Origin of the sequence: Pseudoalteromonas distincta (assembly GCF_000814675.1) — a bacterium.
GTDB lineage: Bacteria > Pseudomonadota > Gammaproteobacteria > Enterobacterales > Alteromonadaceae > Pseudoalteromonas > Pseudoalteromonas distincta.
Map to the genome: position 1 here is coordinate 122,554 of NZ_JWIG01000001.1, position 22,059 is coordinate 144,612.

16 protein-coding genes and 1 tRNA gene are annotated in these 22,059 nt (G+C 38.3%); 3 read left to right on the forward strand and 14 right to left on the reverse strand.

Annotation, left to right across the window (positions count from 1 at the left end; translation table 11 throughout):
* Positions 1 to 193: 193 nt before the first annotated feature.
* The 8 genes from QT16_RS00540 to QT16_RS00575 all read right to left on the reverse strand — a co-directional run bounded on the left by QT16_RS00540 (position 194) and on the right by QT16_RS00575 (position 13,557).
* Positions 194 to 835, reverse strand: a complete 642-nt coding sequence (locus tag QT16_RS00540; protein ID WP_002958357.1) for an SPOR domain-containing protein — start codon at positions 833 to 835, stop codon at positions 194 to 196.
* Between the two features lie 11 nt (positions 836 to 846).
* Positions 847 to 2,112 (reverse strand): bifunctional tetrahydrofolate synthase/dihydrofolate synthase, encoded by a 1,266-nt coding sequence (gene folC / locus QT16_RS00545; RefSeq protein WP_039484450.1) that lies wholly within the window; start codon positions 2,110 to 2,112, stop codon positions 847 to 849.
* Positions 2,113 to 2,137: 25 nt separating this feature from the next.
* On the reverse strand, positions 2,138 to 3,013 hold the full coding sequence (gene accD, locus QT16_RS00550; protein ID WP_007376856.1) for an acetyl-CoA carboxylase, carboxyltransferase subunit beta: 876 nt from the start codon (positions 3,011 to 3,013) through the stop codon (positions 2,138 to 2,140).
* Positions 3,014 to 3,168: 155 nt separating this feature from the next.
* Positions 3,169 to 3,963, reverse strand: a complete 795-nt coding sequence (gene truA / locus QT16_RS00555) for a tRNA pseudouridine(38-40) synthase TruA (protein ID WP_002958360.1) — start codon at positions 3,961 to 3,963, stop codon at positions 3,169 to 3,171.
* 279 nt (positions 3,964 to 4,242) lie between these two features.
* Positions 4,243 to 8,538, reverse strand: a complete 4,296-nt coding sequence (locus tag QT16_RS00560; protein WP_039484457.1) for a FimV/HubP family polar landmark protein — start codon at positions 8,536 to 8,538, stop codon at positions 4,243 to 4,245.
* A gap of 354 nt (positions 8,539 to 8,892) precedes the next feature.
* The gene (locus tag QT16_RS00565; RefSeq protein WP_002962779.1) at positions 8,893 to 9,909 is read right to left on the reverse strand and encodes an aspartate-semialdehyde dehydrogenase; all 1,017 of its coding nucleotides are present in this window, start codon (positions 9,907 to 9,909) and stop codon (positions 8,893 to 8,895) included.
* A gap of 48 nt (positions 9,910 to 9,957) precedes the next feature.
* Positions 9,958 to 11,079: a 4-phosphoerythronate dehydrogenase gene (locus tag QT16_RS00570; protein ID WP_039484462.1), complete on the reverse strand. Its 1,122-nt coding sequence runs from the start codon at positions 11,077 to 11,079 to the stop codon at positions 9,958 to 9,960.
* Between the two features lie 255 nt (positions 11,080 to 11,334).
* Entirely contained in the window at positions 11,335 to 13,557 is a 2,223-nt protein-coding gene (locus QT16_RS00575; protein WP_039484465.1) for a TonB-dependent receptor, read from the reverse strand.
* Positions 13,558 to 13,966: 409 nt separating this feature from the next.
* On the opposite strand from QT16_RS00575, the gene QT16_RS00580 reads away from it, so the two are divergent.
* From QT16_RS00580 to QT16_RS00590, 3 genes are all read left to right on the forward strand, one after another.
* Positions 13,967 to 14,557, forward strand: coding sequence for a LuxR C-terminal-related transcriptional regulator (locus QT16_RS00580; RefSeq protein WP_039484468.1), 591 nt, complete (start codon positions 13,967 to 13,969; stop codon positions 14,555 to 14,557).
* A 322-nt stretch (positions 14,558 to 14,879) separates the two neighbouring features.
* Positions 14,880 to 16,028 (forward strand): porin, encoded by a 1,149-nt coding sequence (locus QT16_RS00585; protein WP_039484471.1) that lies wholly within the window; start codon positions 14,880 to 14,882, stop codon positions 16,026 to 16,028.
* A 12-nt stretch (positions 16,029 to 16,040) separates the two neighbouring features.
* A complete protein-coding gene (locus QT16_RS00590; protein WP_039484474.1) occupies positions 16,041 to 16,448 on the forward strand; it encodes a type 2 periplasmic-binding domain-containing protein in 408 nt (135 codons plus the stop codon).
* 227 nt (positions 16,449 to 16,675) lie between these two features.
* Here the strand turns inward: QT16_RS00590 and QT16_RS00595 are convergent, their stop codons facing one another.
* The 6 genes from QT16_RS00595 to folP form a co-directional block, all read right to left on the reverse strand.
* Positions 16,676 to 18,301 (reverse strand): methyl-accepting chemotaxis protein, encoded by a 1,626-nt coding sequence (locus tag QT16_RS00595; protein WP_039484478.1) that lies wholly within the window; start codon positions 18,299 to 18,301, stop codon positions 16,676 to 16,678.
* Between the two features lie 209 nt (positions 18,302 to 18,510).
* Positions 18,511 to 18,595, reverse strand: a tRNA-Leu gene (locus QT16_RS00600).
* A gap of 80 nt (positions 18,596 to 18,675) precedes the next feature.
* Positions 18,676 to 19,029 carry a preprotein translocase subunit SecG gene (gene secG / locus QT16_RS00605; protein WP_002962769.1) on the reverse strand — a complete coding sequence of 118 codons (354 nt, stop codon included), beginning with the start codon at positions 19,027 to 19,029 and terminating at the stop codon, positions 18,676 to 18,678.
* A gap of 1 nt (position 19,030) precedes the next feature.
* On the reverse strand, positions 19,031 to 19,780 hold the full coding sequence (tpiA, locus tag QT16_RS00610) for a triose-phosphate isomerase (RefSeq protein ID WP_039484482.1): 750 nt from the start codon (positions 19,778 to 19,780) through the stop codon (positions 19,031 to 19,033).
* A gap of 71 nt (positions 19,781 to 19,851) precedes the next feature.
* On the reverse strand, positions 19,852 to 21,201 hold the full coding sequence (gene glmM, locus QT16_RS00615; RefSeq protein ID WP_039484485.1) for a phosphoglucosamine mutase: 1,350 nt from the start codon (positions 21,199 to 21,201) through the stop codon (positions 19,852 to 19,854).
* On the reverse strand, positions 21,201 to 22,046 hold the full coding sequence (gene folP / locus QT16_RS00620) for a dihydropteroate synthase (protein ID WP_039484489.1): 846 nt from the start codon (positions 22,044 to 22,046) through the stop codon (positions 21,201 to 21,203). The genes glmM and folP overlap by 1 nt, the downstream gene beginning before the upstream one ends.
* Positions 22,047 to 22,059: the final 13 nt, after the last annotated feature.

A 22,059-nucleotide genomic window follows, 5' to 3' on the forward strand; every position in this document is an offset into this window, starting at 1 on the left:
AGAACCAATTAGTCGCTAATTTGGGGCGCATTCTATACCCAAACATCGTTAGTATGCAAGTTTAAACGGGAGATTACTGGGTTGTAGTTAATACAAAAAATTAACATTCTAGTCTAGGTATTGTGAGATAAAGATAATGATAAAAAAAATATAAATAAATAAAAAAAGGCTTGTTATACAAGCCTTTTTAAAATTATTTTGTTACTTCGTACTGCGTAACTTTACCATTTAATTTAGTAAGCTCTTTGAGCTGGGGGAGCTGCTTTTGTAATTCACTTTTATCAAGCGAAGGACCAACAAATACTTTGGTTAGTGTCCCATTTGGGGTTTTAATCGGTTTAGTAAACGTTTTAAACCCTTCAGCCTTTAATTTAGCCTGTAATGCTTTAACGTTTGCAACATGTGAAAAACTACCTAATTGAATAACATAGGCCATACTCGTTAGGTTTTCATCACTTTTACGTGGTGCAATTGGCTCTGGCTTAGCTTGAACAGGCGCTTTTGTAATTGGTGTAGCTTTGGGTTCTATAGTTGCTTCAACAACTTTATCTTCCACAGCGTAATCACTCTCATCCATCGCGCTTTGCTGCTCAAAAGCTTCATCGTCAGCTTGAATGTCTTCAATTTCATCTTGCTTTAGTGGCTCAGCATTAGCCATATTTTCATCAATTGACTCTTGAAGATCGATTGTTTTGAACTCAGGGCGGTCTGGGATCGCTTTAAAGCCTTCTTTATAATGCACTTTTTCGCCATCGAGTATATTAGGGATAAACACAATTGCTGCGATCACCACTATACTTGTTCCGACTAAGCGATTAATAAAACTTGAGTTCACCGACATCCTCTCTATTTTTTAAAGTAATTAATAGCGCCAGCAACTGTAAAAAATGAACCAAATATAATCAACATAGTATCACTTTGTTGTTCTGGTAAAATTACATTCAGTGCTTGTGCCACACTATCATAGCTATTAATAGTATTATGATGAGACAATTCGTGCAGTGCATTTTGTAAATTACTTGCAGTGTCGCCTCGCGGGCCACTTAAGCTCGCTAATGACCACTCATCGACCAAGTGACTTACTTCTTTAAATACACCCGCTTTATCTTTATCAGCAAGCATAGCGGCTAATGCATGAATTTTAAAGCCTTTATCTTTATAGCTTGATAACTTATTGGCTAAATAACGCGCCGACTCAGGGTTGTGTGCTACGTCGGTAAAGACTAAAGGCTCAACACTTAACTGTTGAAAGCGCCCTTCGACAACTAAATTAGCTAAACAACTTCGTATAATTGATTCACTAGGTAATAAGTTTAAAACACTTAGCGTAGTTAATGCGGTAGCTGCATTTTGACACGGTATTGCAGGCTTATCTATTTCAAGATTATGTTCTTTATATTGCCAATTAAAGCTCTCAGCATTTTCTTTAAAAATAAAGTCACTGCCCGACAGCGTCATGTTGGCATTAATTTCTTTGCCGTAATCAGTCATTGTGTGAGGAATATTTAAATCCCCTATAATAGCGGGCGTATTTTCACGAAAAATACCGGCTTTATCATAAGCCACTAACTCACGGGTATCACCTAAGTACTCTTTATGGTCTAAGTCTATAGTGGTGATCACGCTTGCAAAGGGATTGACTATATTTGTGGCGTCAAAGCGCCCACCTAAACCAACCTCTAGTAATACATAATCGACGTTACAGCTTTTAAAAATTGCCAACGCCCCCAAAGTACCATATTCAAAATAAGTCAGAGCAGTGTCTTTACGGCCTTGCTCAAGCTGGTGAAAAGCATCTATATGAAATTGGTCTGCCAATTCTTCCCCATTAACTCGTACACGCTCGTTATAACGAATTAAATGTGGAGATGCGTAAGTACCCACACTGAAACCTTGCGCTAGCAATAGCGACTCTAAGCAGCGTGCTGTGGTGCCCTTACCGTTTGTACCGGCAATAAGAATAATTTTACTTGGAGTGTTTAACAGGCCAATATTGTTAGCAACATTAGCAACTCGCTCTAAGCCCATAGCAATGTTAGCTGGGTGAACACTTTCTAAATAAAAAAGCCAATCATCAAGGCTTGATGATTGGCTAGGAATTTTTTTTGTCATAGCGTGTAATCAGTAAAGCTGAAATTTACGCTACTCTATGCTCTTGTTCCGTAGAAGGCAAGTTCATAAATTTAGCTAAAATGCGTGCAAGGGTATCGCGCATTTCACGGCGGTCAATAATCATGTCAATTGCACCGTGTTCAAGCAAAAATTCACTACGCTGAAAGCCTTCAGGTAATGTTTCGCGAACTGTTTGCTCAATAACACGAGGACCCGCAAAGCCAATTAACGCTTTAGGTTCTGCAACGTTAATATCGCCCAGCATAGCAAGTGATGCAGATACACCACCCATAGTTGGGTCAGTCATGACTGAAATAAACGGAAGACCTTTTTCAGTCATTTTTGCAAGTGCAGCACTTGTTTTAGCCATTTGCATAAGCGACATAAGCGCTTCTTGCATGCGTGCACCGCCTGATGCAGAAAAACAAATAAGCGGCATGTTATGCTCTAAACATTGATCAACAGCATCAACAAAGCGAGCGCCAACAACAGAAGCCATTGAGCCACCCATAAATGAGAACTCAAATGCTACTGCTGCAACTGGAATGCCTTTTAATCGGCCTTTCATAGCTACAAGTGCATCTTTTTCACCACTTGCTTTTTGGGCTGCACTGATACGATCAGAGTATTTTTTAGAATCTTTAAACTTAAGAATGTCTTTAGGCTCATGTTGTGTGCCAAGCTCTTGACGGTCACCTTCATCTAAAAAGTGCTCCAGGCGCTTACGGCCACTAACACGCATGTGGTGGTCACACTTAGGACATACGTTTAATGACTTTTCTAATTCAGCTTTATATAAAATTGAATCACACGATGTGCACTTAGCCCAAACACCTTCTGGGATTTCTTTACGACCTGATGATTTTGTCGTTTTAGGTAAGATTTTTTCTAGCCAACTCATTTGCAACTCTCTTAATGCTGTTCTGTGTCGCGAGCCTGCCAATAGCAATTAGCAGACAAATTTTTTCAATTAAAACATGAATTACACTAACGCGGTATAAAAAACTGGTCTTAGTAGTTAAAAGTGTTCATAAAAAGTACTAACGACAACCATAACTAAATTTCAGCGTCAGGTAAAAACAATGGACCTAAAGGCATTTTAGGAATATTAAACTCTTCAGGATAATCGACATCAACTAAGTATAAACCTGCAGCTTTAGCTGTAGCACTTGCTTTAGCACGCTCTTTACAATCAAGTAATTCTTTCAACCAAATAGGCTGTTGCTTATGTATGCCAATATCCATCAAGCTCCCCGTTATATTACGTACCATGTGATGTAAGAACGCATTCGCCTTAATATCAATAATAACGTAACACCCTTGCCGCTGTACCGATAAATGATGAATAGTGCGAGTCGGTGTATTCGCTTGACAATGGATCGCTCGAAAAGATGTAAAATCGTGTGTCCCGATCAAATACTGACAGGCTTCCTGCATTTTAACTTCATCTAATGGGTGATGAAAATGCGTAACCCCTTCGCTTAACACTGCTCCTCGAAAAGGAGAGTTATAAATAATATAGCGGTATCGGCGAGCGGTTGCACTAAAACGAGCATGAAAATCGACAGCAACTGGTTGTGCAAAGCGAATAGCAATATCTTTAGGCAATAAGGTATTCATACCCATTGTAAATGCGACCATGTCACGCGAAGCTTCAGTTTCAAAATGTATTATTTGACCTGTACCGTGCACACCCGCATCAGTTCGCCCCGCACATACTACTTCAACTGGGTGATTACAAATACGCGACAATGCCTTTTCTACTTCTTGTTGTACGCTATTTACATGTGATTGACGTTGCCACCCACTATAGCGTACGCCGTTGTATTCAACTCCAAGTGCTACTCGCATAATTACTGCTTTACCTACTGTGCTAATGAACACGGCATTTTATGCTATCTCTCGACGCAATAAAAGGAGGTGTGCGGTAATACCCTTTTTATTAAAAACATGATCATTTTAATGAATCAAATAACTTAATAATCACGATGTAAATTATTCTTTTATAACAATTACATACTATAAAATTCGCTTCATTAATGCGTTGCTTTTCCTTGTTATAATTAAACTAACTTCCATAAAAAAACCCTTAATTAGAATAACCAATTAAGGGTTTTTTAAAACAATTTGTTATTTTAGTTTCGCTTTTAAACTAAGTGCCTCTTCTTGAACTTCTTCTGGGCCTTTGTTGATGACATCCTCAATGACCTTGAGCGCAGAATCAAAATCATCAATTTCAATATAAGCACGCGCTAAATCTAGTTTAGCTGAGTAGCCACCACTTTCAGCATCAACATCGGTTGGGTTATCACCAGCAAGTAATGCATCAAACTCACTCAAACCGACATCCATATTAACGTCGGTGTAAGGTTCGTGTTCAAGTTCAGCCTCTTCACTTTCTTCTAATAATGAATCTATATCTACAAATTCATCATTATCAAGTTGCTCAATATCACTACTTTCAACAAGTGGCTCTTTTGTAGTTAATGAGTCATCTTCCTCTAAGTCTTCTTTTAGCAAGCTGTCAAAGTCGACATCAAATTCACTGCTATCCTCAGCACTTAATTCTTCAGGCTCCGCTAACTCACTAAGTAATGAATCAAAATCAGTTTGCGTCAAATTTGACATAAACTCTTCATCAAGTTCATCGTCAGAGCTAATATCAGTGCTACCTGCTTCATCTGAGTTTGTTAACTGTGCTTCGCGCTCTGCATTTGTTTGCTCTTGCTGCTCGTCTGATAACTCATCAGTTAGCGCTTGCTCTAAAGTATCTTCGTCAAACTCAACATCTAAGTCAGAAAAATCGTCTTCAATTAAAATTTCATCATCAAAATCGTCTTCTAAACTATCTAAATCAGTATTTTCAGAAAGCGCATTTGATAAGTCCTGCTCAGCTTGGCTGGAAGCGACTCCCTGCGCATCACCGTCTAAATCATCACCTTGTAATTCTTCGGGGGTAAATGGCAACTCACTTTCTAGTGTTTCTTGAACTTCATCAAGGTTAAGAGGTTTGGTATCCTCTTCTATACTAACTGGTTCAACAGAATCAATTCCGTCATTAATTTCTTGCAGTAAATCATCATCAAACGACTCGTCTTCAACCTTAGCTTCTGATTCAGAGAAGTCATTATCAATTAATAGTTCATCATCAAAATCATCTTCTAAGCTATCTAAGTTAGCATTTTCAGAAAGCGCATTTGCGAGATCTTTCTCTGTTTGACTAAGTGCTACTGCATTTTCTTCACTCGGTGCATTTTCTTTAGGTTCTTGCGGCTCAAACGAAGGTTCATTATCCAATAATGAATGATCATCATCTAATTCAAGTTCAGGATATTCATCTAACTCTTCACTTGGCGTTATAAGATCGCTATCAAGCTGCTCTTCAACTTTTGTAAGATCTGAGTCATCGTCGCCCGCTAACGGATCGTCACCAAGATCTACTTCTATTTCTTCAAGATCGTCGTCAAGCTCATCTAATGACCAATCTGGTGTTTCTATATAGTCATCATCCGTCGCTTGTTGTAGCTCATTTAAAAGCTCATCAACGCTCTTTAAAGTATCATCTGTATATTCTTCAAGCGCATCTTCTGGATCAAGAAGCGACTCTGATGTATCTGAAAAATCATCAACCGTTACATCTATAAGTTCAGGTTCTTCTTTTAGCTCAGGTTCTTCTTGAAGCTCAGGTTCTTCTACAAGCTCAGGTTCTTCTACAAGCTCGGGTTCTTCTTCAAGTTCAGGCTCATCGTAAAGCTCAGGCTCTTCTTCAAGCTCAGGTTCTTCTTCAAGCTCAGGTTCTTCTACAAGCTCAGGCTCTTCTTCAAGCTCAGGTTCTTCTACAAGCTCAGGTTCTTCTTCAAGCTCAGGTTCATCGTCAAGCTCAGGGGCTTCTTCAAGCGCAGGGGCTTCTTCAAGCTCAGGTTCTTCTACAAGCTCGGGTTCTTCTACAAGCTCGGGTTCTTCTACAAGCTCTGGTTCTTCTTCAAGTTCAGGTTCTTCTTCAAGTTCAGGTTCTTCTTCAAGCTCAGGCTCATCGTAAAGCGCAGGCTCTTCTTCAAGCTCAGGCTCTTCTTCAAGCTCAGGCTCATCGTAAAGCTCAGGTTCTTCTGCAAGTTCAGGCTCATCGTCAAGCTCAGGCTCTTCATTTAATGATGAAGCAAGCGACTCAATATCATCAACATTTAATTCTTCTTGAGCATCTGCTAAATCCTCAACTGAGTCTGCCAATGCATTATCAATTTCTGAATCTCTTACATCTGAATTTTTTACTTCATCATCAATTAAGTTATCTATGTCGTCTAAATCAAAATCATCGCTTTGTTCAACTAATGAATCATCTACAGTATCTACTGCAGCCTCATCAATTAAGCTATCTATGTCGTCTAAATCAAAGTCGTCACTTTCCTCAACTAATGAATCATTTGCAGTATCAACTGCTGCCTCATCAATTAAGCTATCTATATCGTCTAAATCAAAGTCGTCACTTTCCTCAACTAATGAATCATTTGCAGTATCAACCGCAGTCTCATCAATTAAGCTATCTATGTCGCCTAAATCAAAGTCGTCACTTTCCTCAACTAAAGAGTCATTCTCAGTATCAACCGCAGTCTCATCAATTAAGCTATCTATGTCGTCTAAATCAAAGTCGTCACTTTCCTCAACTAATGAATCATTTGCAGTATCAACTGCTGTCTCATCAATTAAACTATCTATATCGTCTAAATCAAAGTCTTCACTTTCCTCAACTAATGAGTCATCTGCAGTATCGACTGCAGCCTCATCAATTAAGCTATCTATGTCATCTAAATCAAAGTCGTCGCTTTCTTCTAGAAGTTCATCTTCGTCGAGTAACTCTGCATTAAGTGAGTCATCTACCACATCACTTTTTGGGTCATTCGCTTCATCAATTAAGCTATCTATATCGTCTAAATCAAAATCGTCGCTTGTATCAAGTTCAGCTGAAGTGCTATTTGAGGTATCTAATTCTGTTGATGTTTGATCTAATAATTCATCTATATCAAAATTATCTTCCTCTGCAAGCTCTTCACTTAAAGCCGCCATTTCATCATGAGATTCTAAGCTGTCATCCTCTAAAGCTTCGCTTGTTTGCGGTGCATCAAATTCAGGTAGACTATCGTCTTCATCAAACAAGCTATCTAAATCGTCATTAGTTAGGATTTCATCATTGTTAATTGAGTCATCAGATAAGTCTAAATCTATATCTTCAGCGTTTTCATCTGAAGGTTGATCAAACCCTTGCTGCATAAAAATATCGAGCTCATCATCGTCATCGGTATTTTCATCATCAAAAACAATGTCATCGCTTAGTAAGCTTTCGAGCTCATCCTGATCAAGTAAATTTTCGTCGCCAGAAAAATCATCTAAGCCGTCGTCTAAATCATCATTAGGCAACATATCACTTTCGAGACTATCATCTAATTGAACACTCAAGTCATCTAAAGGGTCAGGTACAATTGGATCGTCATTTAAGCTTGGGCCTAAATCATCATCGCCAGTATAGGTTGGGGTTTGTGGTAAAAAGTCATCATCGTTTTGCGGCTCTTCTTGATTACTTGCTCGTTTGCGTAAAAACATAACGATTGCAAAAATAATCAGTAACCCAGGAATAAACATTAACAAGCCCAGTACTATGGGGTTTGAAAATAATGAGCCAAAATCAAATGACTCTTTTGGTATTACTTCTTGTTTTTTTTGTTGGGCAATAATCTCGTTTTGTTTAACAATGAGTTCTTTTAACTGATTTTGAATTTCGCTGTCTTGTCCTAATTGCAAACGTAAGTTTTCGAGCTCTTTTGATATTCCTGATAACTGTTTTTTAAGATTATTATTTTCAACTAAAATCTCTTCTACATTACTAACTGAGCTTTTAAACTGTTGTTGTAACTCAACAAGCTTAGTTCCTTGCTCTGTTTTTATTTCATTTAATTCTTTCTGTATCTCTTTTTTAGCATCGTCTACATCAATTTTACGCGCTTGAGTTACTTTTGTTTGCGCTGAGTTAATTTCGCTTTGTGTAAGCGTGCCATTTTTTTTCTTTTCCCATAATGCATCATCTTGCTCAGAGCGTTGCTTTGCGAGCTGCGTATTTACAGCTTTTATTTCGGCTAAGGTAGGGATTTTTAAATAGGCACCATTTTGAATGTGGTTAAGATTTTGTTCTAAAAATGAATCGGGATTTTTGTTATACAAAGCCTGCATAACTTGATAAATACTGACAGAATTGTCTGGGCGCACTTTAGCTGCTATACGCCAAAGCGTATCAGTTGGTTTAATTGGCCCAATTGATCGCCCTTGCGCACCATAGTCAACGCCTTTAGGCCCCTTTAATTGGGTACTGTCCTGAGAGTAAACTGGCGTTACTATCAATGCAGACGCTAATATAATAAGTGTAGCTAAACCGCGCATGCTGATCCTTTAATATTTAAATATTAATAAAACACCTAAAACTTAAGTGCATAAATATTGTTTATTATTGCTATTATCAGCCAAATGACTGACTCGCATTTATTATTACAATCTATTTTTATTGCAAGCTCTATTCCAATTACAAACTATAAACCAGTTAGAGCGTAATATCCATCGCAACACCTTGAAAATAAATGCCTTAAAACATCTTTATAAATATTAATTTATTGAGTGTTATCAATCAGTTTTTGTATTTTTAAAATTAAACGGCAAAAATTTGACAAGCCATATAAACAAAAAGCGGCAAACAACTACTGTTTACCGCTTTAAAAGCATGTTTAGCGCAATTAACTATTACATGTAATTGGCAATAAGCTCTTCTGCAATTTGAATGCTATTAGTTGCAGCACCTTTACGAGTGTTGTCACTTACAACCCACATGTTTAGTCCATGAGGATGAGAAATATCAGCACGTAATCGACCTATATACACAGTATCGTTACCACTAGCGTCAGACACTGCTGTTGGGTAGTCACCTTCATCATCAATTAGCTCGACACCAGGCGCATCTTTTAAAAGTTGCTTAACGTGTTCAAAGTCATAAGGCATGCGCGTTTCAATATTAATTGATTCTGAGTGCCCAAAAAATACGGGAACACGTACACACGTTGGGTTCACTGCAATAGTGGTATCACCCAAAATTTTATGAGTCTCGTTTACCATTTTCATTTCTTCGCGCGTATAGCCATTATCTTCAAAGCTATCAATTTGAGGAATAACGTTAAATGCAATTTGCTTTGGAAATACTTTATTATCCATAGGGCGTGCATTCATCAAATTAGCTGTTTGCTTTGCAAGTTCATCAACCGCGTCTTTACCTGCACCCGATACAGCTTGGTATGTAGATACGTTAATACGGTCTATTCCGTAAGCATCATAAATTGGTTTAAGTGCTAACATCATCTGAATAGTTGAACAGTTAGGGTTAGCAATAATATTACGATTTCTAAAATCAGCTAGGCTTGAAGCATTAACTTCTGGCACCACGAGTGGGATTTCAAAATCATTTCTAAAGTGCGATGTATTATCGATTACAATACAGCCGGCATCAGCAGCAATAGGAGCATATTTTTCAGATACACTGCCACCAGCAGAAAACAAACCTATATGCGCTTGGCTAAAGTCAAAGCCTTCAACGTCAAGTACTTCAATGGTCTCACCACGAAACTTTATATCTTCACCTGCGCTGCGGCTGCTAGCAAGTAAAAAAAGCTGATCAACAGGAAACTTACGATCTGCTAGCGTTTCAATGATTTGACGGCCTACTAAACCAGTAGCGCCAAGTACGGCAACGTTATATTTTTGCGACATATTTCTTCCTCTATAAACGACATTAAAACAACATCGTTAGTTAAATAATTATTCAGCTATGCTAAAGCCAAGCTGGCTAAGTGCTGCTAGTTGTGGGCTATCACCTTGTAGAAATAAGGTGCTAAATTCTCGCCTTATAGGATAGTTTTTACGTAAACTATCAAAGCCGTCGCTCTCTAGGCGGCGAAGTAATATTCCGTCATCGCGGCGAACGTCATAAATTAAATGCACTAAACGAGCAATATCTTGCTCATTAAGGCTTTGCGTAACAGTTGCATTTGTAACGGCTGGTGTTGGTAAAAAATCATCCAACGATTTAATCGCCTCAACACCTTTGAGCTGACACAGTTTTTGATACAACATTTGTGTACCACGAGCTTTCCCCTCAAGTGTATGCCCTGCAATATGCACACTAGCGTAACGAACATGCTCTAGTAATTCAGTTAAAATATTGGGTTCTTTCTCCCATACATCAAGTACTAAATCTAAATCAGCCCCAGCTTCCATTACCTCAAGCAATGCTTGGTTATCAATTACATCGCCACGGCTTGCATTAATTAGCGTGGTTCCTGGCTTAAGTGCTTTTAAACGCTCTTTACCCATCATGTGCAGTGTTTTATGCTCGCCACTTTTAACAAGGGGAACGTGAAAAGTAACAGCATCTGACTGCGCTAATAACTCATCAAGCGCTACATGCTCTTGTAATAAGCCTTGTTCGTGCTTAATCGGATCGCACAGCAGTACAACTACGTTTAATGCTTTTAATTTTTGCGCCAAACATGTACCAATGTTGCCCATCCCTACAATACCAATTGTTTGAGCACACAATGGACGCGCATTTTCTTGGCTTAATGCAAATAAGCTACTAATTACATATTCAGCTACAGCAACAGCATTACAACCAGGTGCACTTGTAAAAGCAATATTTCTATCATGCAGTAATTGCGTATCAATATGGTCAATGCCGATTGTGGCAGTACCTACAAAGCTCAACTTGTTAGCTTGTACCAAAAGTTCATGATTAACATTTGTCACCGAACGAGTAAGAAGAACATCTACATCTATTAATTGTTCAGGCGTTAATTTACGACCATCAAAACGCTCAACCTCACCAAAGTCTGCAAAGTACTGCTCAACTAAAGGCATATTTTGATCGGCAAGAATTTTCATTACAGAGTCCGTTTGGCAATTAAGAGGCGCCATTGTAGCGAACAACCTAGCCTTTACACAAACTAAAAAGGCGCATTTTAGTTAATACAAAGACTCAAAAATGGGGATGTGGATTGTTTTAAATCAGCAATTAAAATTAGGAATTTAAACGATGCAAATAATAACCTTACTATTGAATACACAAAGGCCGAATCACAGCATGATTCGGCCTTTATTATGCAAAATAAACTTCAATTACATTTACTTGATTTTTGTTTATAGCTCAAAATCTTTTTTGAATTTCAAACCAAATTCACTTCGATCATTACTGCGCATTACGCCAACAAAACCTGATTGTTGTAGACGACCAACATCGTAAACTTCGTTTAGAACGTTTTCACCATACAGTGTAACTTCCATATCGCCATATGGATTAGTGTAGGAAATATTAAAACCAACTAGTTCACGAGAGTCAATGGTCTCACTTTGGTTATAAACTGATTGCCCTTGCATTTCGCTTCGGTACGAATAATTAGCATTAAACGCAAGTGTTGCGCCGCTCTCTAAATCCATAAAGTAAGAAGGTGCAACCATGACAGTCCAGCGTGGTGTAAGTGCTGGTGAATCGCCTTTACCTATACCTTGTACACCCTCAGCCACTTCTGTTATTTCAGAATCTAAATAACCAACTGCACTGCGAATAGTAAAATCATCAGTAATAGCGACGGTTGTTTCAAGCTCAATACCTTGTGCTTTAGACTGACCCGCATTTTCTACAATTGTTACGAAACCGCCACCTGCTGTTGGGTCTGAAAACGGTAATGCTAAATCAGTGTAATCAGTCACAAATACCGCAAGCATCATAGATACATTTTCGTGTACTTGGCCTTTTAGACCCATTTCGTAGTTAACCGCTTTCGTTTCGTCAAATGATACAAACTGGTCTGGTCCACCAAATGGGCGCGGTGGAAAACCACCTGTTTGGTAGCCTTTTTGAATTTGGCCATACACATTCATATTATTGCTAAGCTGATAAGATGCATTTACATCCCACGTAACTGCATCAAAATCTGCACTTACATACTTACGAGTAGGAAATGATGGGAATATAGCATTTGCATCTTTTTCATCTTTTGAATAACGAAGGCCACCACCTACCGTTAAATCGTCAGTTAAATCGTAGCTTGCATTAAAGTAGGCTGCGTAAGAATTAGTTTCTTGGTTAATTTCAAAATCGCCGTAACCACCAAATGATTCTGTTACTCCGTCATTCAATAAGCCATTGGGTGTATTAAATGGGCTGAATACAAATGGGCCTGAACGTGTAAAGCCATCTTCATTAAAAAAGTAAAGGCCTGACACAAAGTCCATATTATCAAATGTTGCATTTAGTTGAATTTCAAACGAGTACTGATCAGCTCCGCCCTCTTCTGGAAACTCAGATAAGTTTAAAGGTGATGCATCGTCATCTAGGCCACCTTCATACTCAGATGTACGGTAGCTTGAGATAAACTTGGTAGTATAAGTATCGTTAATTGCCCAATCAGCCGAGAACGATGTGCCCCAACCTGAGTAAGAAGTTGATTCAATACCAGCAACGGTTGTGCCTAAATCATCAGGGTCTGATGGAATTAAATCTTGAGTCAATAATGGGAAGTCGCCATTAAACACATCGTTTGCATCTAGCGGGTCAGTTAATTCAATTGTGTAAGGCGATTGACCTGACTCGTTATCAACTCCATCTAAAGCAAAAGTGAATGCTAAATCGCTGTTCGCTTGCCATTTAAGGGCTACACGACCACTAAATTCTTCTTCCTCACCAATTTCTTTCTCTGGATTTGCTAAATTAACAGCTTCACCAACACCATCACGTGTTTTGTAAGATGCACTCGCAGACATGCTTAGTTCATCGTTTAGTGAGTTATTAAAATAAACATCACCAGCAATACGTCCACGACTTCCCAGCTTAGCTGAAGTAGTTACAATACCTTCATCACCAGGTTGCTTTGTAATTACATTTACAGCGCCACCTAACGTATTACGGCCATATAAAGTACCTTGTGGACCACGAAGCACTTCAACACGCTCAACATTAGGTAATGATAAATTAGAACCCATTTGACGACCTAAATAAACGCCATCTAAGTATACGCCTACACCTGGATCAGTAGTTATTATGTGATCTTGCAGACCAATACCACGAATGAACACAGACGCATGTGCTGCATTACCAACACCGTAACGGGTGATGTTTAAGTTTGGAACATATTTACCAATATCTTCAAGATTACTCATATTGGCTTTATCAATTAGGTTCGCCCCAATTGATGTGATAGCGGTTGGAGATTCAAATAAGCTCTCTGTACGTTTACGAGCTGTGACCTCGATTTTTTCAAACGCGTCTTGTTTTGCTGTTGTTTTGGCTTCTTCAGCATTTACTGAGGTAGATAGTGCAGCGACAATTGCTAGGCTTAACTGTGAGAGTGTGCGTAGTTTCAAAATATTCTCCAAAGGATACCGTGTGATTTTTGTTATGCTTTTATATTGATAATATAAATTTTAGGCATAAAAAAAGACGCTAAATAGCATCTTTCCTCTGGACAGGTATTATATGACATTATTGTGAATAAATGTATAAAATTATTTAAATAAATTCATAGAAAATGACAGTAATTTAAGCATTGTTAGCTTTAAATGAATTATCATAAATAAACCCCTTTGATATTTACCTCAGTAATAAACTGTTTTAAAACAAAAAATCGCATAAATACCATTTTAAAAAGCGCATAAAATATACTTATACATGTACTTAAGTGTATAAAAAAAGAGCTAAAACACATTCAGCAATCATTGAAATTAACTAAAAATAAGAATATAGTGCTAAAATGTAGTCTATGGATAGAATATTATGAATATTGAAAATACAGCCAATAAAAGCCCCACATGCTTCACCAGCCCAAATTACACGTCACTTTTTTGTGTTGCAGCTGACTTCAACGTCCTACTTGTTAATTATCAAGCTTTAAATGTTATTACAAACCATGAACTTATAAATCAGTTTATGCTAAAAAACGGTCATCAAGGCCTCGTTATTTTTGACGTGCCCAAAGACGGTGATGTTTTGGCATTAAAAGAGTGGCCTAATTTAAAAGGTTTGTTTTATGAAGGCACTGACGAAGTACTACTGCAGCAAGGATTAGAAGCAATAGAACAAGGAAAACTTTGGTTTCCACGTGCGGTAACTGATGGTTGGATGAGACAAATGCTAGCGAGTGAACAACAAACTACGCTGCAATCAAATAACTTAACCTGCAAAGAAATGAAAGTATTAAACTTATTATTTTCTGGCTTACATTCAAGCGCAATTGCAGACACTTTATTTATCAGTGAAGCTACAGTTCGTGTACATTTACACAAGGTGTATCAAAAAATCGCTGTAAAAAACAAGCAACAAGCATTGCTTTGGTGTCAAAAAAACTTAAATAAGATTAATAGTTAAAAACCGATTAAGCAAACTTGATAATAGCCATTGTAATTACCAGCAACATTCGTTCTAACTCCTTAACCAAAGAACGTAAAAAGAAAATTTAGTTATAATATTCCCGCCACTTTAAAAAAGCCTTATTAACTAGATTTAAAATTTATTCTAATAAAATCATACTATTCTGCTTTTAATACATACATAAAATATATATGTTACAAAATTAAAAAGCCGTTACTAAATTTATTTTTATTAACTCCCTAAATTTATTAGATAAAAAACACTATCACTTCTATAATCCTATTGAAATCAACATCTAAATAACAAATAGGAAATACATATGAAAAAGCTATCTGTAGCAGTAGCTGTATGTGCTGTACTTGCATCTAGCTATGCAAGCGCTGAAGTACGTATTAATGGTTTTGCATCTATCGTGGGTGGTAAAAGCCTAGACAGTGATCAAACCTTATACGGATATGACGACGATATCTCATTTAAAAATGAGAGTAAGTTCGCTTTACAACTATCTGCTGATCTTCAAGAGAAGCTAACGGCTACGGCTCAAATTATTGCGCGTGGAGAGGACGACTTTGACGCCACATTCGAATGGGCATATGTTACTTATGAATACAGCGATGAACTGCAATTTAGCGCTGGTAAAATGCGTGTTCCCTTCTATAAATACTCAGATTTCTTGGATGTTGGCTATGCTTATCGCTGGGTACGTCCACCTCGCTCAGTATACGGTATCCCATTTTCGACTTATGAAGGCTTGAGTGTTGTTTACAACAATCAATTAGGAGATTGGGACTCTACTTTGCAAGGGTTTTACGGCGCTTTTGATGGCGATATAGATGTATTTGGAGATAGCTTACCTGCTGAGTTAAATAATTTAGGCGGTATAAACTGGAGCCTATCATACGACTGGTTCAGTGCACGAGCTGCATATATTGTGGCCGACACTAGCATTTCTATTGATAGCAGTGACTCAAGTAACTTAAGTGCCTTAAATGGAATTATTGATGTACTCAATACTAACGGTTTAACCAGTACAGTAAATGATCTGATTACTGACGAAGATGAAACAACTTTTGTTGGTATTGGCTTCTCTATTGACTATGATAACTTCTTATTTGATGCTGAATATACACAGTTTGAAGTAGAGGGAAGTATTTTGGCTGAACAATCACAATACTATGCCTCTGCGGGTTATCGTATAGATGATGTTATTGTTCACTTCACCTATGAAAAAAATGATGATAAGCATGATTCGTCACGTTTTAATACTCTTGAATCAATTCCTTTATTAAATACTACTGTGAACTTTGCGCTCGAGAGCATGCGTGCAGAGAGTAACGTATACACAATTGGCGCACGTTATGACTTCCACCCTTCAGCTGCATTTAAAATTGACTTCAGTCGATTTGATGATGACATCACTGACACTGAAACGGATATAGTCGCCGTTGGTGTTGATTTAGTATTTTAATTGGAGCGGAATATGAAAAAATTAATCCTAGCTAGTGCGCTTTCATTATGTTCTTTCGGTGCTTTGGCTGAAGTTGCAGTAATTGTAAATCCTAGTAATGCAAATGCACTTGATGCAGAGACTATTAAGAAAATTTACTTAGGAAAGGCCAAGTCGTTTGATAACGGCAATAAGGTCAACCCAGCAACTCAAAACGGTACCGCTATTGCTGATGAATTCAATTCTAAAGTGGTAGGCAAATCGAGCAGCCAATTAAATGCCTATTGGTCAAAACTTGTTTTTACAGGTAAAGGAACACCGCCTGAAAAGTTTGATTCAGATCAAGCTGTCATTGACTTTGTTGCCGCTAATGGTGATTCAATCGGCTATATAGATAGCAGTAAAGCAACTGATAAAGTTAAAGTGATTGCTACCTTTTAATTGCTATTATTAAATAAAAAAAAACCACCTAATCGGTGGTTTTTTTATAACTTAACTTTAATAACAATTCGCTCAATTAAGTGAGATATTTTGAAGGAGAAAAACGGTGTCGATAGCAAGGCAAAAAATTTCTTATTTAGTATTCTAAATAAGAAATTTTAACGCAGCTAGCGTCTGACCTGCCCTCTCAAAATGAATAAGCATTACTGCGAATTGGTGTAATTACATTACTCAATTTTAAATTTAGCTGTGGCATCTAATAGGTTATCTGAAAGGTAATGAAGGTTTTTAGCTACATCCCTCACAGCTGTTAGCGAGTCCATTGTATCTTCAAATGATACGTGCATGTTTGTCACGTTTTCTACAACCATAGCAGCAACTGATGTTTGCTCTTCTGTGGCAGCAGCAATTTGTGAGTTCATTCCATTTATTTCTAACATTTGTTCTGCAATTTTCTCTATAGAAATACCTGTTTTTTCTGCTGCAGTTGCATTATCTGTAGCCATATCTCTTGCAGTCGTCATTGCAGTAACTGATTCGTTAGCCGCTTCAGTTAAAGTAGTCAACAGCTCTCTAATCTCATTTGTAGAGTGAGCAGTTCGCGATGCAAGCTCTCTAACTTCATCAGCAACAACAGCAAAGCCTCGGCCATGCTCGCCAGCACGGGCAGCCTCAATGGCAGCGTTAAGTGCTAGTAAATTTGTTTGCTCCGCTATTGATGTAATAACATTTAATATTTGCGACACATTTTTTGTATCGTCTGCTAATTTATTGATAGTTGTAGCAGCGTGATTAATCTCATCACTTAACGTACGAGAAGCGGTTACTGATGTTTGTACTTGAGTTCGACTTTGCTCAACTTCTTTCTCAGCCGTTTGCGCTGCATGAGAAGCACTTGCAGCTGATTGAGATATATCTCCTACACTCTGTTTCATCTCTTCCATCGATTGCTTTACAATCTCAGCATCAGTGGTTTGTTTAGTCGTTGCACGCTCCGCTTGTTCCATCCCTTGCACTAAGCGAGTAGAGTTTTCCATTAACGGTTCGCAAACCGCGATAATTTCTAACACCGTTTTTTTCAATATGCCAATAAAAGAGTTGAAGTTTATAGATACTTGACCTATTTCATCTTCAGAGTTAACTGTCAATTTAGTGCTTAGCGAGCCTTTACCGCTTGCTAATAAGCTTAAATTATTTGCCGCATCACTTGCCGAAGAAGCAATTCGCTTAGCTATCCAAATAGCCATAAAGAGCAATAAAATAAGCGATACAATAGAAACAACTAACATTAACGTAAGGGCGTAATCAGAGCGGTCCTTTGTGCTTGCAACAAGTTCAAAAAAACGATCGTCAGCTTTGACTTGTGCTGCCTTAAACTTTTCTAAGACATCGTTATAAAGCGCTGTTTTCCTCTGTGCTTGTTGTTGAATTTTACTAAAATCTGCTGTTCCATTTACCATGCCATTTGCGATAGTCGCTGATATTTTTTCGTAATTTGCGAGCTGCTCTTTAGTGTCACTGTGAATGTAAGAGGCATTTATTTTTTCTATCGCAATAATATTCAATTCAAGTTGCTTGTATGTGTCAGATGCTTTCTCGACTAAATCTTGCTCACCAAATGTTACTGCTTGGGTGTAAAGTTCGTCCAGTTTTTCTAAAATGCCAACATTAGCTGATGTTAACTTAACAACTTTGTAGGATGAATTTTCCATTTCATCAAGTGCAATTCTATTATCATTCATAGCAAAATAGTTGTTCAGAACAATCACTAAAAATGCAACGACAGCAATACTCGTAATCGCATGTATTTTTTTACTTATGCTGAGATTTTGAAAAGAGAAGCCTGAAGCCATTGTGAATACCTTATTTTATTGTCTAAATCTATTATCGGCTTATTACTCATAAGTGTTAACTAAATTTGTAATATTTCTAGTTTTTTTTACAAATAATTAAAAATTCTACATAACTAATTGCCCTTTAAAAAAAGAAAGTACAAATAACATTCAATTTAAATCACAGGCACAAAAAAACCAGTAACATTTCTGTTACTGGTTTCTAAATTTGGTGCGGATGGGGGGACTTGAACCCCCACGCCCGAAAGCACCACCCCCTCAAGGTGGCGTGTCTACCAATTCCACCACATCCGCATTTTTAAGCTTTCGCTTATTTGTTAAACATATGATTTATTTGAGGAGTATAAATCGTTTAACGATAACATTACGCTAAATTAGTTCGGTACGTCAGAGCTTTGCTCTTTCGTAGATGTTACCGGAACATCTTCTTCAACAGGAACTACAGTTTCCACTGCAGGAGCTGCTTCTAGGTTTTCCCACTCGTCAGTCTTTTTAATTTGACCTGCAGTTAGGTTACCTAGCACAATGCTTAAAACAAAAAATACTGTTGCTAAGCTTGTGGTTGTTTTTGTCATAAAGTTACCAGCACCTGACGAACCAAAAACCGTGCCTGATGCACCAGCGCCAAATGAAGAACCCATATCTGCGCCTTTACCTTGTTGAATTAAAACCATTCCAACTAGAGCTAAAGCCACAACTAAATAAACTACTAATAAAATTTCGTACATCTTATACAGTCCCTTTTGCACTGTTACAGATTGCAGTAAAAGATTCTGCTTTTAGACTTGCGCCGCCAATTAAGCCGCCATCTATATCTGTTTGTGCAAATAATAATTCGCTATTTTTTTCATTAACGCTACCACCATATAAGATGGAAAGCCCTTGTGCTAAAGTGCTATCAAGTGCAGCAATTTTATCACGGATAAATTTATGAACAGTTTGTGCCTGCTCTGGCGATGCAGTCTTACCTGTGCCTATGGCCCAAACGGGCTCGTATGCTATCACAGAATCTTTCAGTGCTGCTACACCTAATTTTTCAATTACTGCATCAATTTGTGCAGCAACTACTTGTTCGGTTTGACCGTTTTCTTGCTCACTTTCACTTTCGCCAACACATAAAATTGGTGTTAACCCAACTTCTTGTGCTCTAGCAAACTTTTCAGCGACAGTTTCATTACTTTCGTTATAAATACTGCGGCGTTCAGAGTGACCAACGAGTACGTAAGTTGCACCTAAATCTTTTAGAAGCTGTCCATCTACTTCACCGGTAAACGCACCAGGTGTATTTTCAGAAACAGTTTGAGCGCCTGTAGAAACACCACTAGCTATCATCGCTGGTACAAGTGGGAATGGAGGAAATAAAACAATGTCCATCTCTTGTGATTTTACATCGTTAATAGCATCAGACATTTGTTTAACTAGCTCTAACGAACCATTCATTTTCCAGTTGCCTGCGACCATCGCCTTGCGTATTGCCATTTTCCACTCCACATTAGAAAGCGGGCGAGATATTAACTTTTCTCGCCCAAAGTTACAAGAGGTTATTGTTATTAATCAGTCTGTTTGCTCATAGATTCTACAACAGCTGCAATTTTTTGAGCGCTGTCTATTACAATTTTTTCTTGCTCGGCTTCAACCATAACACGAACCACAGGTTCAGTACCTGATTTGCGAAGTAAAACTCGGCCTTTGTCGCCTAAAGCAAGCTCAACTTCTGCTACAGCTGAAAGTACCTCTGCCGCTTTTGTCGGATCTGTTCCAGCGGTATAGCGCACGTTAATCATTTTCATTGGATATTTAGTAAAACCAGCACCCAAATCTTGTAGTGTACGGTTTTGTGCAACCATAGCTGCAAGTACTTGCAAACTTGATATAATGCCATCACCCGTGCTAATTAAATCTAAATTTAATACATGGCCTGAGCTTTCACCGCCAATTTTCCAGCCTTTTTGCTGTAGTAATTCCATTACATAGCGGTCACCCACTTTACTGCGAGCAAACTCGATACCTTTCGCTTTTAAAGCATTTTCAAGACCCATGTTAGACATTACAGTGCCAACTACACCTCCACCCAACATATCATCTTCGGCAGCTTGGCAAGCAATAATATAAACTAAATCGTCACCATCAAATACACGACCATTATGATCAACCATCATTACACGATCGCCATCCCCATCGTATGCAATACCTACGTCAGCTTTAAATTCAAGCACTTTGCGTTTAAGAGTATCTACATGAGTAGCGCCACATTCATGATTTATATTAACGCCATTAGGCTCACATGCATGGGTTATAACTTCAGCGCCAAGTTCGCGCATGACAGAAGGAGCTATATGGTATGTAGCGCCATTTGCGCAATCGACAACAATTTTAAGCCCTTCTAAAGACAAACCTTGGGGGAACTGGCTCTTACAAAACTCTATATAACGGCCGTCTGCACTAACTAAACGCGAAGCTTTACCTAATTTATCTGAAGCAACACAGGTCATTTGCTCATCAAGCATCGCTTCAATTTGAAGCTCTACTTCATCGTCAAGCTTTAGACCCTGCCCATTGAAAAACTTAATACCGTTATCATAATAAGGGTTATGTGAGGCACTAATTACTATGCCTGCCTCTGCACGAAATGTTTGCGCTAAATACGCAACTGCAGGTGTCGGCATTGGACCCAGTAATACAACATCAATACCAGCGGCAATTAAACCAGCCTCAAGTGCGGTTTCAAGCATGTAGCCAGAAATACGCGTATCTTTACCTATAATGACTTTTTTAGTACCACTTTGAGATAATACGCGTCCTGCTGCCCAACCCAACTTCATTGCAAACTCAGGATTGATAGGAGCTGTACCTACTAAACCACGTACGCCATCAGTACCAAAATATTTTCTTTCTTTCATTATGCAATTCCTTTCTCGCAGGCTTGATATACACCAAGTACGTCTGCGGTTTCTTTAACGTCATGTACACGAATAATTTTTGCGCCATTTTGCGCCGCGATTAACGCACCCGCTAAGCTGCCCGCTAATCGCTCATTTGTTTCTCTATTTAATAGATTACCTATCATCGACTTACGAGATAATCCGGCCAATAATGGCAAACCTAACTTATTAAAATCATCAAACTTAGCCAATATTTGATAGTTATGGCTAAGTGTTTTTCCAAATCCAAAACCAGGGTCTAGAATAAGTCGCTCAAACTTAATCCCTGCTGTTTCACATGCTTTAATACGTTCACTAAAAAACATATTTATATCTGCAAACAGATTGTCGTAATGAGGTGCGCACTGCATGCTGCGAGGTTGCCCTTGCATATGCATTAAACAAATTGCTACATCTTCATACTGCGCAACCGTTTCTAAGGCGTTTATTTCTTGTAGAGCTCTTACATCATTGACTATATCTGCCCCAGCGAGTATTGCTTGCTCCATAACTTGCGCTTTACTAGTATCAATTGAAATAACGCAATCACTGTACTCACGTATCGCTTTAATAGCAGGAATTACTCGGGCAAGTTCATCTTTTAAACTCACATCTGGCGCGCCGGGGCGGGTAGACTCCCCCCCAATATCTAAAATTTGCGCACCATCCTCTAACAATTGCATTGCGCGCTTTAGCGCTATTTTGGGGTCTAAAAACTGCCCGCCGTCAGAAAATGAGTCAGGCGTTACATTCAATATTCCCATAATAACAGGCTTTTCAATATTGAGCGTACGTCCTCTGGGAAGCTTTAATATATTAGTCATTGCCAACCTTTAT